We start from the raw sequence: 14,856 nt of genomic DNA, 5'->3' as shown, positions 1-14,856 counted from the left end.
CATCGTTGGACGTGAAGTCGGGGCCGCGCCCAGGATGGCGGGCATGACGAACAACGTGGCGCAGTCCGCCTCTTCCCGTACGACCCCGTCGACCCCGTCGGCCCTGTCCGCCCCGTCGGGCCGGTCCGCCCCGTCCGCCCGGCCCGCACGGCTGGCCGTCGTCGGCGACCGGTCGCCCGACGTCGTCGCGCACAGCCGGATCCCGCTCCTCCTCGACGCGCTCGCCGGACACGACCGGCTGGTGCTCGACGCGTACTGGATCCCCTCCGAGGACGCCGCCGACGACGCGGCGGCCGTACGGGGGTTCGACGCGGTGTGGGTGGTGCCGGGCAGCCCGTACCGCAGCGAGGCCGGCGTGCTCTCCGCGATCCGGACCGCGCGGGAGGAGGGCATCCCGTTCCTGGGCACGTGCGGTGGCTTCCAGCACGCGCTGCTGGAGTACGCCCGGCACGTCTGCGGGCTCACCCGGGTCGCGCACGCCGAGAACGAGCCGGGCGCCGAGGACTTCCTGATCGAGCCGCTCGCGTGTTCCCTGGTCGGGCACGAGGGGACGGTCGTCATCGAACCCGGCTCGCTCGCGCAGTCCGTGATGAACGCCGAGCGGTCGGTGGAGCGGTACTTCTGCGCGTACGGGCCGACCCGCCACCTCGACACGCTCCGCGCCCACGGTCTGCGGTTCTCCGGGCACGACGAGGACGGGCACGTCCGGATCGCCGAACTCCCGGGCCATCCCTTCTTCCTGGCGACGCTGTTCCAGCCGGAGCTGGCCGGTGACGGCAGCCGCCCGCACCCGATCGTGCGGGCGTTCGCCCGGGCGGCGGTCGAGCACGCGACCCGGGCGGCGACGCGTCAGCCGGTGTGAACCGGTCGACGCCGACGGCGTGCACCGGCCGTCACCGGCTCAGCCGGCGTGCGCCGGGGCGAAGGAGAGCACCGGTGGGCGGTCCGGGACGAAGCCGTGGGCCCGGCGGGCGAGGAACTCGGGCTTGTACCGGTCGACGTTCCGGTGCCAGTTGAGGATGCCGGCCAGCCAGTTCCGCAGGTCGTCCACATAGCCGTCCATGATGGTGCGCGCCTCCCGCGACAGCGCGAAGTCGTCGTAGACGACCGGGAGTTCATGGGCGACGACGTGCTCGAACTGGCGCATCCTCTGGGTCATCAGGTCATGGATCACCCCGAGCGCGGTCGGGTAGTCGCAGCCGAAGAAGTTCTGCACGACGAGGATCGCGTTGTGGACCTCGCCCTCGTACTCGATCTCCTTCTGGTAGGAGAAGACGTCGTTGATGAGGCACCCGTAGTCGATGGCCGCGTTCTCCAGGGAGCGGACGGGGCCGCTGCGGTAGACCTCGGGCGGGATCTGCGGACCGTGGCCCATCCGGCAGAGGCTGAGGGTCATGTCGGAGCCGAAGGTGGCGCGCCGCATCTCCAGATAGTCGACCGGGTCGGGAATCCGGTTCTGGATCTGGTTGAACACCTCCCACACCCAACTCTCGGTCATCTTGTCGACGGACGCCTTCAGGCCGCGCCGCTCGTCGGGGGTCATCGCCGCCGTCGTACGGGCCCAGAGGTCGACCAGGCCCCGTTCCATGCCGTTGACCGGGGCGGGGACCGGCTCCCCGTCGACGGGCATGCAGTCGGAGAGCCGGGCCGTGGTCAGGCGTGCGGCGGCGAGGTCGCGGCGGTGTCCGAAGACGAGGGGGTAGTAGTCGTCGCCGTAGGTGCCCCAGGCCAACCACTGGGAGCTGAGGTCGAGTTGGTCGGGGGTGGCGTCCGGGTCGAGGCCAGCGGCGCAGAGCGGCAGGTCGGCGGCGGCGAGCCGCTGCTCGTCCCAGACGCCCTCGCTCAGCATGCCCATCGCGTGCATCCAGGGGGTGAGGCGGCCCCGGGCGCCGTCGAGATGGGGGCACAGCTGCAACGGGAACGGCATGTGGAAGTCGGGCAGCAGGGACGGCCCGACCTTCTCGTACGGCACATGCGCGTGGGCGCGCAGGCGCTCCGCCGCGGCGGTCGCGAGCAGGGCCCCCACGTCGGCGGCGGACGTACCGAACCCGGCGCGGCCGAACCCGGTGCGGCCGACCAGGGCGGGGCCGGAGAGGACCGCGCCGCCGAGGTCGAGTGGGCCGCGTGCGGATTCGGCGCCCTCGTTCATGTACCGGCTCGACCGCATGTGCCACTCGTGGCCGCCGGACTGCCAGTCCTGGAGGCCCTTCGTGTAGGCGGCGACGGCGGCGACCTCGGCCGGGGTGAGGCCCTTCTCCAGGGCCAGCGCGGGGACTTCGGTCAGCGCGGTGTTCTCGAACTGGTGGAGCCGGGAGGTGAGGATGTCGTTGACGGTCTCGGCGGCCTGCTGGGTGCCGCACCCGAAGAAGGTCTCCAGGACGAGGACGCCGTTGCTGTTCTCGCCCTCGTCCTCGACCTCCCGCTGGTACGAGAACAGGTCGTTGCGCAGATGGACGGCGTCGGAGAACGTCTCCATCAGGACCCTGAGCGGCCTCGTCCCCGCGACGGAGGCCGGGACCTCGGCGGTCGCGTACTCGACGAGACCGGCCGACCAGGGCGCGCCGCCCACCTTGCGGCGCATCTCGATGTACTCGACCGGGTTGGCGATCCGGCCCTCGTTGATGTTGGACAGCTCCCACATCGACTCGTTGAGCAGGTGTTCGGTGGCCAGCGCGAAACGGCGGCGCCAGTCCATCGACATCGACGGCACCGTACGCGCCCAGAGGTCGGCGAGGCCCGCCTCCACCGGGTTCCGCGGCTCCGGTACGGGGGTCGAGAGGTCCAGCGGCATGAAGAGCGGGAGCCGGTCGAGGTGGGCCTTGCCGCCGGGGCGGTCCTGGGTGCGTTTGTAGAGCTCCAGGAAGTGATCGTCGAAGAAGAACACCCACACGTACCAGTCGGTGATGAGCGAGAGCGCCGGACCGTCGCAGTCGGGGTGGGTGTACGCGCACAGCAGGCCGTAGTCGTGCGCGTCCAGGTCCGCCTGCTCCCACACGCCGGAGCCCTCCAGCATGCCCATCTCCCGGGCCCACACGGAGGAATGCGCGCGGGCCTCTTCGAGGTGGGGGTTCAGCCGTGCGGGATACGGCAGATAGAAGTGCGGGAGTTCGAACGGCTGCGTCATGGGCGTGGCCCTACCCGCGGCCTCCGGCCGGCATCCGGATGGGCGCACATGATCACACCATCGCGTGAAAGTGGGGGAGTTTTCCGCCCCCGCCGCCCCTACCCGTCCCATCCCCAGGGGCTGCGCCCCTTCGACCCCCAAGCGTCCGTCCGGTGGGGGCTGGGCGCGCAGTTCCCCGCGCCCCTGGGTGGGAGCGGGGGCTGCGCCCCGCTCCCCCCAGGGATCGGTCGGCCTTAGGTCCTGAGCTGGATCAGGGCCCTCGTTCCGCTGCTGCGCCAACGGTCGCCCTCGGCTGTGTTGAGGGTGGTCTCCGTCTCGGGGGTGAGGCCTGTGATGACGTCCGACTTGAGGGTGCGGAGGGCGGCCACCGGGGTGGGGAAGTAGGCGGTGACCTCGGTGAAGGGGGTGGTGGGGGGCCAGCGGCGGTCGCCTACGAGGCGGCGGTAGTTGAGGTCGCCCTTCATCAGGGTCAGGTCGGCGGAGGCGAAGTCCGCGCGCAGGTCGGCGGGCATGTCCGCGTAGGGCAGCGGGGCGCAGGAGAAGGGGTGGGTGCGCAGGGTCAGGCGGCCCTCGGAGAGCGCGGTGTGGAGGCGGTGCCCCGCGTCGGTCTTGGCCGCGACCAGGTGGCGCACCGCGTCCAGGGTGTCGGCGGTCGTGGCGTCCGAGACGAAGTACGGGTACGGCTTCAGGTGCAGGACGGCGCGGTGGAAGTGGCCGTGGGTGAGGAGGTGGTCGACGAGGAGGAGGTCGGGGATCAGTTCGCGGCCCGCGTTGTCGGCGACCAGGCAGAGCGTGCGGCCGGTGGCGCCGTCGGCCGGGCCCGTCAGCAGGGTGAGCAGCGCCTCGCTGTCGTCGGCGACCAGCGGGGAGTCGGCCGATGTCTCCTCGGTGCTCTGGAGACGGAAGCCGAGGTCCGCCCGGTTGCCCCAGAGGGAGCCGTGGAGGAGTGCGCTCAGCTGGTAGGGAAGGGGGCGCTCCGACAGGGGGCCGAGGGCGGTGAGTTCGGCGGCGGCCTCGGGCGTGTCCAGTTCGGCCAGTTTGAAGGGGCGGAACGGGTCGACCCCTTGCCAGGGGCCGGAGTCGAAGTAGCCGACGGCACGCAGGAGTTGGCGGTAGAAGCAGCTCTCGGCGGCCAGGAAGGGGAGGGAGAACCAGGAGCGGCCGGCGTAGCGGCGGGCGTTCCAGGTGTCCCACCAGTCGTCGTCGGCCGGTGGCTCCACGGTGCCGTGGAGGGTGTTCCGCAGCAACGCGTCCAGCGCGCGGCGCTGTTCGGGGCCGTACGGTGTGGCTTCCTGGACCTTGCGGACGAGGGCGGGGTGCCGTTCGGCGAGGACGCTGTGCGGGAAGGAGGCCGGGTCGTCGCCGCGGATCACGGGGGCGTTGTCAGGCATGGTCGGGGGCTCCTCCGGAAGCGGCGGGGCCGGCGGGCGCCCGGGGTGGGAGCTCCAACTGCCGCAGGCGCTCGTCGAGTTGCTTGCCGTAGCCGGCCTCGGTCCAGACGTACTTCCTGAACTGGTCCGTCGTCAGCGGGCCCGGCCACGGGCTGCCGGTGGGGTAGAACACGGACTCGCAGGACGCGCAGTGGTGGGCGGGGGTCCAGAGTTCGTCGGCGCGGGGCCTGCCCGCCGTGACGGTGGCGCGTTCGCGGGCCTCGCCGCGGATCACCCACAGGGTGCCGACGAAAAGGAGGACGGCGAGGACGGCGCCGCCGATCGTGAAGAGGGGTTTGTCGTTCTGGACGCCGTGCTGGGCGAGGCCCGCGCAGACGGCGGCCAGGACCATGCCCTCCAGGAAGTGCAGGACGCTGTCGAACCGCGACTCCGTGCCCGGGGCCTTCGCCAGCCGGTCGGAGAGGCCGGAGGCCGGGGCGTCGGGGGCGGCACAGGCGTCGGGAACCGTACGCACCGACGGGCCCGAAGCTCCGCAGCGGGGGCACACCACCATGAGCGGAGCCGCCCCGAACTCCCCGGCGGACGCCACGTCCGGCACCCCGGCCGACGCCCCTTGCGATCCCCCGGTCGCCGTCTCGTACGGTCCCCCGCTCGGCGCCCCGTGCGATCCCCCGGCCGACGCCTTCCGCGATTCCCCGCTCGGCGCCTCGTATGGCCCCCCGGTCGGCGTCATACGTGGTTCGAACTTCTCTGTCGCCATGCGCATACGCTAACGCCCGCCACGCATGCAGCAGGCGGCCGACCGATGCCCGCTCGCATCGGTCGGCCGCCGCGCAGTGGGGGTGGCGGTCCATCGGTCCGGCCCTGCGGCCGGGGTGCGGGCCTGGCGGCCCAGGCCTCAGAAGGTCAGCTTCCAGTTGTTGAGGCGGCCGGTGTCGGCGGCCGCGACGTCCTGGACCCGCAGCTTCCAGGTGCCGTTGGCGACCTCGCTGGAGGCGTTCACCGAGTAGGTGGTGACGAGGTTGTCGGCGGAGTCCGAGCTGGAGGCCTTGAGCGGGTAGGTCGAGCCGTCCGGGGCCACCAGGGTCAGGACCAGGTCACCGCGGTAGGTGTGGGTGATGTCCACGCCGACCTGGAGGGCCGAGGGCGCGTTGCCGGTGCGGCCGGTGACGGAGATCGAGGACTCGATCGCCGCGCCGTTGTCCGGGATGGAGACGGCCGTGGTGTTGGTGAAGGTGGTGCCCCCCGTGGTGCCACCACCGGTCACCGCCTGCACCGTCTTGGCCGCGTCGGCGAGACCGGCGCCGCAGCCGCCCGAGCAGGCGCCCGGCAGAGCACGCGAGTTGGTCTTGATCGCGGACTCGATCTGGGCCGGGGTGAGCGCGGAGCTCGCCGACTTCAGCAGCGCGGCGAGGCCCGCGATGTGCGGGGCGGCCATGCTGGTGCCCTGGTAGTAGTCGTACGACTCGCTGCCCGGGCCGGCGGTGCCGGCGTTCAGCGTGGACAGGATGCCGCCGGTCTCGACGGTGCGGGTCTCGCCGCCGGGGGCAGCGATGTCGACGACCGAGCCGAAGTTGGAGTAGTACGAGCGGGCGCCGGCGCGGTTGGTGGCCGCCACCGAGATCACGTTGGAGCAGCTGGCGGGCGAGTAGTTGGCCGCGTTGGCGTTGCTGTTGCCCGCCGCGACGACGACCGTGGTGCCGCGGTTCACGGCGGCGTTGATCGCGGTCTGGGTCGCGGTGGTGCAGGCGCCGCTGCCGCCGAGGCTCATGTTGATGACCTTGGCGACGTTGGTGTTGGCGGGCACGCCGGAGACGGTGCCGCCGGACGCCCAGGTGATGGCGTCGATGATGTCGGAGTCGTAGCCGCCGCACTTGCCGAGGACCCGCAGCGGGGAGACCTTGGCGCCGTAGGCGATGCCGGCGACACCCTTGCTGTTGTTGGTGACGGCGGCGATGGTGCCGGCGACGTGGGTGCCGTGCCAGGAGGAGGTGCTGGCCGGTTCGCCCGCGGCGCACTCGTTGGCCGCGGTCCAGTCGCCCGGGTCGGCCGGGTTGCTGTCACGCCCGTTGCCGTCGTTGGCGACGGTGGTGTCGGCGATGAAGTCGTAGCCGCCGACGATGTTCGCGGCGAGGTCCGAGTGGGCGACGTAACCGGTGTCGATGACGGCGACCGTCACACCGGTGCCGGTGGTCTTGTCCCAGGCACCCGGCAGGTTCATGCCGGCCGTGGACTCGTAGAGGTCCCACTGCTTGGTGTACTCGGTGTCGTTCGGGGTGGCCTGCGGCTTGTTCAGGCGGTCCGGGACAACGTAGGCGACCTGCGGGTCTGCCCGGTACTCGGAGATGACGTCGGCGACGTCCGTCTTGGTGAGGTCCTCGCCGAGGTCGACGAGGGCGGCACCACTGCCGAGGCGGCGCTGGAAGTCGAGGCTCTCGCCGGCCTCCTTGCCCTTGGCGGCGGCGTCGGCGTCGGCGGCCTTGTTCGAGGTGGCCTCGGCGGCACCGGACTTGTAGCCGACGATCAGGCGCTCGGCGACGGTGCCGGGCGCGGCCTCGGCGGCGCCGGCCACGGCGGGGGCGGCGTCGGCCTTCGCGGACGGGGCCTGGGCGACGGCGACCGAGGAGGTCATGCCCGCCACCAGGGCGACGGAGACCGCGGCGACGGATATGAGCTTCCGTCCAGCGGTGCGAGAGGGGGAAGTACGCAAGGGCTTCGCCTTTCGTGGCCTGCTCATGTCAGGGGAGGAGCGGCGGTGAAACGCTTCTTCATCGAAGCGGCGGGGGGGTCCAGAAAGGGATGGCGCTGAAAGACCGGCCGAGCGCGAGCCTTCCACCAGGGGTTACCTGTGGTTCGGCTGTGCGATGACATTAGGCAAAGCCCAGGTCATGGGGATACGGGGAAAACCCTCGACCCCCTAGGAACTCCCCTACGCCGCCCGGGAGTCGGGGCCCGATGTGCCGCTTCGCCGGGTTTGCCGACCCTCTCCCCCGGCACGGCGCATGGCCGGATCCGACCGGTCGAACAGAGGCGCACCGTTGAACGCGGCGTCCGCGGGTCCCGTACGACTCCGTGGGTCCCGTACGACACCGTGGACCGTCAGCCACTCGAACCCATGGATCGGACGTACCGGATGTACCGCTTGTCCGCAGGCACCGGCCGCCGCGCCGTCACGACCGCCGCAGCCACCGTGGTGGCCCCGCTGCTCCTCACCGTGGGCGCCGGCGGTCCGGCCTGGGCGCACGGTGCGCCGACGGACCCGGTGAGCCGGGTCTCGGCGTGCTCGCCGGAGGGCGGCAGTCAGGCCTCGGCGGCGTGCCGGGCCGCCGTCGCCGCGAACGGGGCGCCCTTCACCGCCTGGGACAACATGCGGATCGCCGGGGTGAACGGGCGGGACCGGGAGGTCGTCCCCGACGGGCAGTTGTGCAGCGGAGGGCTCGCGGACTACAAGGGGCTCGACCTGGCCCGCGCCGACTGGCCCTCGACCCGTCTCTCCCCCGGCACCACGCTGGATCTGACGTACCGGACGACGATTCCGCACACCGGGACCTTCAAGCTGTTCCTGACGAAGCCGGGGTACGACCCCGCGAAGCCGCTGACGTGGTCCGACCTGCCCGAGCAGCCGTTCGCCTCGATCACCGACCCGCCGCTGCGGAACGGCTCGTACCGGTTCTCGGCGAAACTGCCGACCGATCGGACCGGGCGCCATGTGCTCTACACGATCTGGCAGAACACGAGCACGGTCGACACCTATTACTCGTGCTCGGACGTGGTGTTCCCGAAGGCGAAGCAGGCCGACTCCGGTGCGGGCGGCGGGAGTTCGGAGAGGACGCCGGCCGGGGGCGAGGAGGCGGCGGACGAGAATCCGGCCGCCGGGACAGCGGGCGACCAGAAGCCGGGCGACGGCGGGTCCGAGCCCGCGACGCCGACGCCGGCACGGTCCACCGAGGCACCGGCCACCGACTCCGACGACACCGGGGCCGACGCGCGGGCGGCCGACCCCGGCAGCCCCGTCGCCTCCACTACCGACGAGAGCGGCACCTCCGTACCGCTGCTGGTGGCGGGCGGCGCCACGGCCCTGGTGCTCGCCGTGGGCGCCGCCCTCCACTTCCGCGGACGAGGGCGCCGCTCTCGCGTCGACGGCTGATCGGGCAAGCGACCGGGCCGCCGATCGGGGCACCGGCTCGGGCGAACCGATCAGTGCCCCGGGCCGGTCACCGACCGCCGGACCGGTGACCGACCTGCTCGCGCGGTCAGTTGGTGAAGACCGTCGCGCCGCCCTGGTTGGTGTCCGTGACGGGCGCGTACTTCGCCGTGAAGTAACCGTTGGCGAAGCAGAGCGAGGAGCCGGAGGTCTTGGTGAAGGCCTGGGCGACGAAGTTGATGCTGTTGTCGGTGTTGTCGGAGGTTCCGGTGATGCTGGGCGCCTGGTACACGCAGTTGATGGTGCCCAGCAGCGTGCGCAGCACCACGGTGGTCTGGAGGACCGAGCCCGAGGCCGGGCTGACCGTGACGACACCGTCCGAGGTCACGGCGGTGGTGTAGGGCAGGTTGTTGACCGTGACGCTGTTGACGCCGGTCACGCCGAAGACGTTGCTGGTGCAGCTGCCGAAGGTGTGCGCGTCCACGGTCTCGGTGGCGGTGCCGGGCGCCGCCGGGTTGTCCGTGACGGTGGCGGTGAAGGTCGACGCGGCACAGGAGACGCCGCTCGTGCCCGTCGCGCTGGAGTAGAAGGTGGCGGCGGTGCCGGAGGCCAGCGAGGCGCTGAGGACGTCGCCGACCGCGACCGCGTCACCGGCGGGGCCGCCGGTGGTGAGCACGGTGTCGGCGGCGGAGGCGGGGCTGATGGCCGACACCATCAGGGCGGCGGTGCCGGCGGCGAGGGCAAGGAGGGATCGCGTACGCATGGGGGTGCCTCTTCTCGGGAAGTGAGGGCCGACGAGGCCCTCGGAAGGTGCGGGTGACGGCCCACGACGAGGCGTGGGCTGGGGTGATCGCGCGCGAGGGGTCACCGTTCGCGCGGGGTGACGCGGCGATGCCGCACGGCGCGTGACGGCCGCTGCCGATCCGTGGCACGCCTTCTCCGTACGTGACGGATCGACAGCGACAGCCGGGGTCCGGGAACACGGCCCAGTGGAGGGGAAGGCGACCGTGCCCGGCACCGCGGCGAGGGGTGGTGCTGCGTGGGCCGCGCAGCGCGTTCGGAAGTGGTCACCCACGCCCCGTCGGCGACGGGGAGTGCGGGACGGTGACAGACGCTGCGCGTCGGATCCGGCGCCACGGATCCGTGGGGGAAACCCGGGAGAGTTGTAGACCTGAGGAAGAGTCAACGTCAAGGCATCGTAAGCAAGTTGATGAGCGGGAACCGCTTGCGGGTTGGCCGGATCCGGGGGCCTTCGGAGGCAAAACCAAAGGTGAGAGATGTTCACCTTTCACAGGGAGGGCACAACCAACATCCTTTTGCCACAAGCACCTTGACCCTTGAATGTAACCACCGGTAACTTCCCGAATGGCTACTGCGGCGTAGCAAGTAAGCCCTTGCACCACGGGAGGTGCTCTCAGGCGTGCGTCGCAACCGCTGTCCGCGCCAGGACAACGTGCCGTTGCCCCAACTGCAATGACTTGGAAGTCCAGGGAGCACACATGGCCTCGTCCTCGGACGCCACGGCGTCCACCAACGAAAGACCCGAGGGTCCCGAAGCGTCCGGAAGACGCGGGCGGGTCCGTCTGAAGCGCGCCGCGGTGATGGCGGTGCCGGCCACGGCGGTCGCCGCAGGTCTGATGATCATGACCGCGCAGGGCGCGCTGGGTGTCCAGTTCGCCATCTCCGGCATGCCGTTCGTGGTCACCGCCGACAAGCTCGACGGTGAGGGCTTCGCCCAGTTCGGCGCGCTGGACCACATGATCGAGAACAGCCCCAACGAGGGTGACACCGGCGGTCAGGTGCTGGTCGTGACCTCGGTCGTGAAGAACGGCAAGCTGACGAACCTCTGCCAGAGCGTCGACCTCGGCGGCATCCAGCTGGTTCTCACCGCCGGCAACAAGGGCACGCCGGTGAGCGTGAAGAACCTGGCGATCGACTCCGACGACATCTCGGGCGACGCCTCGTTCAACAACATCGAGATCGGCCGGGACTCCAGCACCTTCGACAAGGTGGACCAGAAGGGTCAGCCCGGTGTCTACGGCCAGCAGGCCGACACGGTGACGATCACCGATCTGTACCAGCACAACTACGCCGCCACCGCGGCCGTCTTCAAGCTCCCCGACCTGCACATGCGGTTCGAGAGCGAGGGCTGCGACTAGTGAGCGACTTCCGGGAATGGAGAGGTCACCGGCCGTTCGCCGGTGGTCTGCTGCTGGCGTTGGGCGGCGCCGAGATCCTCTTGACCATGAAGGCGCCGCTCCCGGTCATCCTGAAGATCGGAATGCAGGGGCTGGCGGGCTATCTCCTGCCCTCGCTGATGATCGTGTGCGGATTGCTGATCATCTTCAATCCGGCGCAGCGCCTGTTCTACTCCATCCTCGGGATCATGCTCTCGCTGGGCACGTGGCTCACGTCCAACATCGGCGGGTTCGTCGTGGGGCTGCTGATGGGCGCGGTGGGCAGCACGCTGGCCTTCGGCTGGCTGCCTGATCAGGAACCCCGTCAGAAGCGGGCGGCGAAGCGGGCCGAGAAGGCGGCGCGGGCTCAGGCTGCGGAGAAGTCGGAGAAGCACGCTGCGGGGCTCGGGTAGTCGCGGACGTTCGGCGAGTACCGGTCCGTCGTGGTTGTTCGCGCAGTTCCCCGCGCCCCTGGGGGGTGCGGGGTTCGGCGTTCAGTGGGCGGCCGTCGCCGCCGCGTCCTTCAGGGCCGTGCGCAGGCGGTCCGTGTTCGTCCAGTACGTGTCGTGGGTGAGCGGGACACGCCAGTAGAGGCCGGGCCCCGCGGTGCGGCGCAGCGGCGGGACGGCCACATGGCTGCCCCGGCCCAGGACCTGGACGTCGGGCAGGCGCCAGGTGGACGCGTCGCCCGGCGGGACCAGCCAGTACATGATGCCGCCGTAGCCGTCCTTGATGACGGCGCCGCTCTCGTCGCCGAGGGACTCGAGGGCGAGGCTGCCGAGGGCCATCGGCACCCGTACGGCGTTCCACCAGCGCCCGGCGGGCACGGTGCGTACTTCGGGGCTGTAGGTACACATCCAGCGGGGGGCCCTGCTGACCGTCATGGCACTCACCGGCTCTTCGTGGGGGGTGAGGCCGATCCTAGGAGCGGCCCCGGCAGCCGACTTGCGAGTACGCGCAGGGAAGTTGCCGCCGTACGCAGCGCGCGGCGCATGATCTCGCCCGGCGCCGCCGCCGAGCCGTAGCGTGACCGGGCTTGCACGTTGCGCTGCCGGACCGTCCGCGACCCAGGAGGACCCCATGGGCCACCCGAGCCCCTTAGTGATCGACCCGACCGGCCGTGACATCCACGGTGAGGCCGCCCGTATCCGCGAGGCGGGTCCGGTGACCCGGGTCGTGCTGCCGGGGCCGCCGGCCGTGGAGGCGTGGGCCGTCAGCAGCCCCGAGCTGCTCAAGCGGCTGCTGACCGATGCGCGGGTCTCGAAGGACGCCCGGCAGCACTGGCCGCGGTTCGCCGCCGGTGAGATCACCCCGGAGTGGCCGCTGTTCACGTGGGTGGCCGTGCAGAACATGTTCACCGCGTACGGCGGGGACCACAAACGGCTGCGGACCCTGGTCGCCAAGGCGTTCACCGCGCGCCGCACCAACGCCCTCCAGCCGCGTATCGAGGAGATCACCAAGGGGCTGCTGGACCGCATCGAGGAGGGATTCCGGCGCGGGGGGTCCGTCGATCTGCGGGAGGAGTTCTGCTATCCGCTGCCCATCCAGGTGATCACCGACCTCTTCGGGCTGCCCGAGGAACGGGGCGTGGAGCTGCGGGAGTTGGTGGACAGGATCTTCGACACGTCCGCCGATCCCGGGGAGATGTCCGCCGCGTTCGGGCGGCTGCAGGGGGTGCTGGCCGAACTCGTCGCCGCCAAGCGGGAGACTCCCGGCGACGACCTGGCCTCCGGGCTGATCGCCGCCCGCGACGAGGACGACGCCCGGCTGAGCGAGCAGGAGTTGATCGACACGCTGGTGCTGATGATCAGCGCGGGGCACGAGACCACGGTCAATCTGCTCGACCAGGCCGTCCACGCCCTGCTGACCCACCCCGAGCAGCTCGCGCATGTCCGGGAGGGGCGGGCGACCTGGGACGACGTGATCGAGGAGACGCTGCGGACGCAGGCGCCGGTCGCGAGCCTGCCGCTGCGCTACGCCGTGGAGGACCTCGCCCTCGCCGAGTTCGGTGGGCCCGAGGGTGTGGTGATCGCGCGGGGTGAGCCGATCCTCGCCGCGTACGCGGCCGCCGGGCGCAGCCCCGAACGGCACGGCAAGGACGCCGACGTCTTCGACGTCACCCGGGCCGACAAGGAACACCTCGCCTTCGGCCACGGGGTCCACCACTGCCTGGGCGCCCCCCTCGGCCGGCTGGAGGCCCGCATCGCCCTCCCGGCCCTCTTCACCCGCTTCCCGACACTGCGACTGGCCGCCGCGGAGGACCACTTGGGCCACGTGGAGTCCTTCATCTCCAACGGCCACCGCCACCTCCCGGTCCGCACCGCCTGACGGGGCCGACCCCCCACCCCGCTGACCGGATGCACCTGCGCCCGGCGCGGCTTTCCCGCCCACCCGACCGAGCCGGCACCCACCCGACCCCGGCACCGGCCCGTCGGTCTCCGCACCAGGTCGGCGGAGCCGGCCAACTCCCCGCCGACGTCAGCACGCGGGGCGGGGTCAGCATCGACCCGACGACGCGGCACCGCCTGCCGAGGCGGCGCCGGCCTGACGGAACCGGCCCGCCGGCGGGGCTTTCCCGCCCACGCGACCGAGCCGGCACCCACGCGACCCCGGTCCCCGCCCGTCGGTCTCCGCACCAGGTCGGCCGGCGCGCGGCAGGTGCGGCTTCGTCACTCCCCGCGCCACCAGGACAGCAGGCGGGTCCAGGGGGATGTCGGGTGGTGCGGGGTGGGGGCTTCGGTGAGGGCGGGGCGGGTCCGGGCCTGGGGGGTGGTCGGTCTGCGGGGTGGGGGTCGGCCTGCCACGGGTGCCGGCGGGAAGGTCACCGGCAGTGCGGCCAGGGCCCGGTGGAAGGGGCCGGGGCGCCATTCCAACTCATTCACGGGAACGGCGAGTTCGACGTCGGACAGGCGGTCGAGGAGCTTCTCCACCGCCACCGACGCGATCAGCCGGGCCTCGCTCTGCGCGGGGCAGTTGTGCGGGCCCGCGCTCCACGCCAAGTGCGCCCGGTTCCCCTTGCGCTGATCGTTCGTCAGCGCGGGATCGGTGTTGGCGGCGGCCAGGGAGACCACCAGCGGATCACCGGCCTTCAGCAACGCGCCCTCGTACACCACGTCCCTCCTCGGGTAGTGCACGGCGTAGTTGGCCATCGGCGGATCGGTCCACAGCACCTCGTCGAGCGCGTCCTCCACGGGGAGGCTGCCGCCGGACAGGTCACCGGCGAAGCGGTCGTCGGAGAGCAGCAGCCGCAGGCCGTTGGCGATGAGGTTCTGCTGCGGCTCGGTGCCCGCGCCCATGAGGACGACGAGGGTGTGGATCATCTCCTCGTCGGTGAGCCTCGCCGGGTGCAGGGTCAGCCACGACGTGACGTCCGGCCCGGGTTTCTTCCGCTTGAGCGTGACCAGTTCGAGGAGCGTGCTGCTGAGCAGTTCGTCGGCGCGCTCCGCGTCCACCCCGTCGAAGATGCCGGACATGCCCTCGACCAGCTTCAGCCCCAGCTCGGCCGGACAGCCGAAGAGGTGGTTGAAGACGAGCAGGGGCAGCACCTGCGCGTACTCGCCGAGGAGATCCGCCTCGCCGGTGGGTGTGAACCGGTCGATGAGGGTGTCGGCGCTGCGTTCGACATAGCCGCGCAGGGTGTGCGGCTCGACCCGGGCGAGGCTGTCGGTGATGGCGCCGCGCAGCCGCCGGTGCTCCTCGCCGTCGGAGAAGAGGGCGTTGGGCCGGTACATCATCATCGGCACGACGGGGCTGTCCCGGGGGACGGTGCCGTCGTTGAGGTCGTTCCAGCGGCGGGGGTCCTTGGAGAACGTCTCCGTGCTGCGCAGGACGTGCAGGGCGGCGTCGTAGGAGGTGACGAGGGTGGCCCGTACCCCGGGGGCCAGTTCGACGGGCGCGGTCGGTCCGGTCGTACGCGCGCCCCGGTAGAACGCGGCCGGATCGGCGGCGAACTCCGGTCCGTGCATGGGCCGGTGGGCCGGGCAGCCCGGGGGCGGACCCGACGGATCGGACGCGCCGGAC

At 71.6% G+C, this 14,856-nt stretch carries 12 protein-coding genes; 5 read left to right on the top strand and 7 right to left on the bottom strand.

Translation table 11 applies throughout. The annotated features are described in order from the left end of the window. Positions 1 to 43 precede the first annotated feature (43 nt). Complete coding sequence (locus L3078_RS35575; protein ID WP_239758030.1) at positions 44 to 862, top strand: CTP synthase C-terminal region-related (seleno)protein; 819 nt, start codon at positions 44 to 46, stop codon at positions 860 to 862. Positions 863 to 901: 39 nt separating this feature from the next. Here the strand turns inward: L3078_RS35575 and cyc2 are convergent, their stop codons facing one another. The 4 genes from cyc2 to L3078_RS35555 all read right to left on the bottom strand — a co-directional run bounded on the left by cyc2 (position 902) and on the right by L3078_RS35555 (position 7,225). Next, on the bottom strand, positions 902 to 3,124 hold the full coding sequence (gene cyc2 / locus L3078_RS35570) for a germacradienol/geosmin synthase Cyc2 (protein ID WP_239758029.1): 2,223 nt from the start codon (positions 3,122 to 3,124) through the stop codon (positions 902 to 904). A 233-nt stretch (positions 3,125 to 3,357) separates the two neighbouring features. After that, positions 3,358 to 4,515: a damage-control phosphatase ARMT1 family protein gene (locus L3078_RS35565; RefSeq protein WP_239758028.1), complete on the bottom strand. Its 1,158-nt coding sequence runs from the start codon at positions 4,513 to 4,515 to the stop codon at positions 3,358 to 3,360. Further along, a complete protein-coding gene (locus L3078_RS35560; RefSeq protein WP_239758027.1) occupies positions 4,508 to 5,029 on the bottom strand; it encodes a hypothetical protein in 522 nt (173 codons plus the stop codon). Before L3078_RS35560 ends, L3078_RS35565 begins: the two co-directional genes overlap by 8 nt. 384 nt (positions 5,030 to 5,413) lie before the next feature. Further along, positions 5,414 to 7,225 carry a S8 family peptidase gene (locus L3078_RS35555; RefSeq protein ID WP_239758026.1) on the bottom strand — a complete coding sequence of 604 codons (1,812 nt, stop codon included), beginning with the start codon at positions 7,223 to 7,225 and terminating at the stop codon, positions 5,414 to 5,416. A gap of 405 nt (positions 7,226 to 7,630) precedes the next feature. Here L3078_RS35555 and L3078_RS35550 point away from each other — a divergent pair, with 405 nt between their 5' ends. After that, positions 7,631 to 8,662, top strand: a complete 1,032-nt coding sequence (locus L3078_RS35550) for a lytic polysaccharide monooxygenase auxiliary activity family 9 protein (RefSeq protein ID WP_239758025.1) — start codon at positions 7,631 to 7,633, stop codon at positions 8,660 to 8,662. Between the two features lie 106 nt (positions 8,663 to 8,768). Here L3078_RS35550 and L3078_RS35545 read toward each other — a convergent pair whose 3' ends face one another. Beyond that, positions 8,769 to 9,422 carry a Tat pathway signal sequence domain protein gene (locus L3078_RS35545; RefSeq protein ID WP_239758024.1) on the bottom strand — a complete coding sequence of 218 codons (654 nt, stop codon included), beginning with the start codon at positions 9,420 to 9,422 and terminating at the stop codon, positions 8,769 to 8,771. Positions 9,423 to 10,158: 736 nt separating this feature from the next. Between L3078_RS35545 and L3078_RS35540 the strand changes: the two genes are divergently transcribed. Both L3078_RS35540 and L3078_RS35535 read left to right on the top strand, forming a co-directional pair. After that, entirely contained in the window at positions 10,159 to 10,818 is a 660-nt protein-coding gene (locus L3078_RS35540) for a DUF6230 family protein (protein ID WP_239758023.1), read from the top strand. Beyond that, entirely contained in the window at positions 10,818 to 11,249 is a 432-nt protein-coding gene (locus L3078_RS35535; RefSeq protein WP_239758022.1) for a DUF6114 domain-containing protein, read from the top strand. The genes L3078_RS35540 and L3078_RS35535 overlap by 1 nt, the downstream gene beginning before the upstream one ends. A gap of 81 nt (positions 11,250 to 11,330) precedes the next feature. Here the strand turns inward: L3078_RS35535 and L3078_RS35530 are convergent, their stop codons facing one another. Further along, positions 11,331 to 11,720: a hypothetical protein gene (locus tag L3078_RS35530; RefSeq protein ID WP_239758021.1), complete on the bottom strand. Its 390-nt coding sequence runs from the start codon at positions 11,718 to 11,720 to the stop codon at positions 11,331 to 11,333. A 196-nt stretch (positions 11,721 to 11,916) separates the two neighbouring features. On the opposite strand from L3078_RS35530, the gene L3078_RS35525 reads away from it, so the two are divergent. After that, complete coding sequence (locus L3078_RS35525) at positions 11,917 to 13,164, top strand: cytochrome P450 family protein (RefSeq protein ID WP_239758020.1); 1,248 nt, start codon at positions 11,917 to 11,919, stop codon at positions 13,162 to 13,164. Positions 13,165 to 13,505: 341 nt separating this feature from the next. On the opposite strand, the gene L3078_RS35520 is transcribed toward L3078_RS35525, so the two are convergent. Continuing rightward, the gene (locus L3078_RS35520; RefSeq protein WP_239760589.1) at positions 13,506 to 14,801 is read right to left on the bottom strand and encodes a cytochrome P450; all 1,296 of its coding nucleotides are present in this window, start codon (positions 14,799 to 14,801) and stop codon (positions 13,506 to 13,508) included. Between the last annotated feature and the right edge of the window lie 55 nt (positions 14,802 to 14,856).

This window comes from Streptomyces deccanensis (genome assembly GCF_022385335.1).
Lineage (GTDB): Bacteria > Actinomycetota > Actinomycetes > Streptomycetales > Streptomycetaceae > Streptomyces > Streptomyces deccanensis.
This window is presented reverse-complemented; position numbering and strand designations above follow the sequence as displayed.

Bases quoted from the DNA above. Each gene is read 5' to 3' on its own strand.
- L3078_RS35550 (WP_239758025.1), top strand. From the start codon at position 7,631: ATGGATCGGACGTACCGGATGTACCGCTTGTCCGCAGGCACCGGCCGC.
- L3078_RS35530 (WP_239758021.1), bottom strand. From the start codon at position 11,720: ATGACGGTCAGCAGGGCCCCCCGCTGGATGTGTACCTACAGCCCCGAA.
- L3078_RS35575 (WP_239758030.1), top strand. From the start codon at position 44: ATGACGAACAACGTGGCGCAGTCCGCCTCTTCCCGTACGACCCCGTCG.
- L3078_RS35525 (WP_239758020.1), top strand. From the start codon at position 11,917: ATGGGCCACCCGAGCCCCTTAGTGATCGACCCGACCGGCCGTGACATC.
- L3078_RS35545 (WP_239758024.1), bottom strand. From the start codon at position 9,422: ATGCGTACGCGATCCCTCCTTGCCCTCGCCGCCGGCACCGCCGCCCTG.
- L3078_RS35565 (WP_239758028.1), bottom strand. From the start codon at position 4,515: ATGCCTGACAACGCCCCCGTGATCCGCGGCGACGACCCGGCCTCCTTC.
- L3078_RS35520 (WP_239760589.1), bottom strand. From the start codon at position 14,801: ATGCACGGACCGGAGTTCGCCGCCGATCCGGCCGCGTTCTACCGGGGC.
- cyc2 (WP_239758029.1), bottom strand. From the start codon at position 3,124: ATGACGCAGCCGTTCGAACTCCCGCACTTCTATCTGCCGTATCCCGCA.
- L3078_RS35540 (WP_239758023.1), top strand. From the start codon at position 10,159: ATGGCCTCGTCCTCGGACGCCACGGCGTCCACCAACGAAAGACCCGAG.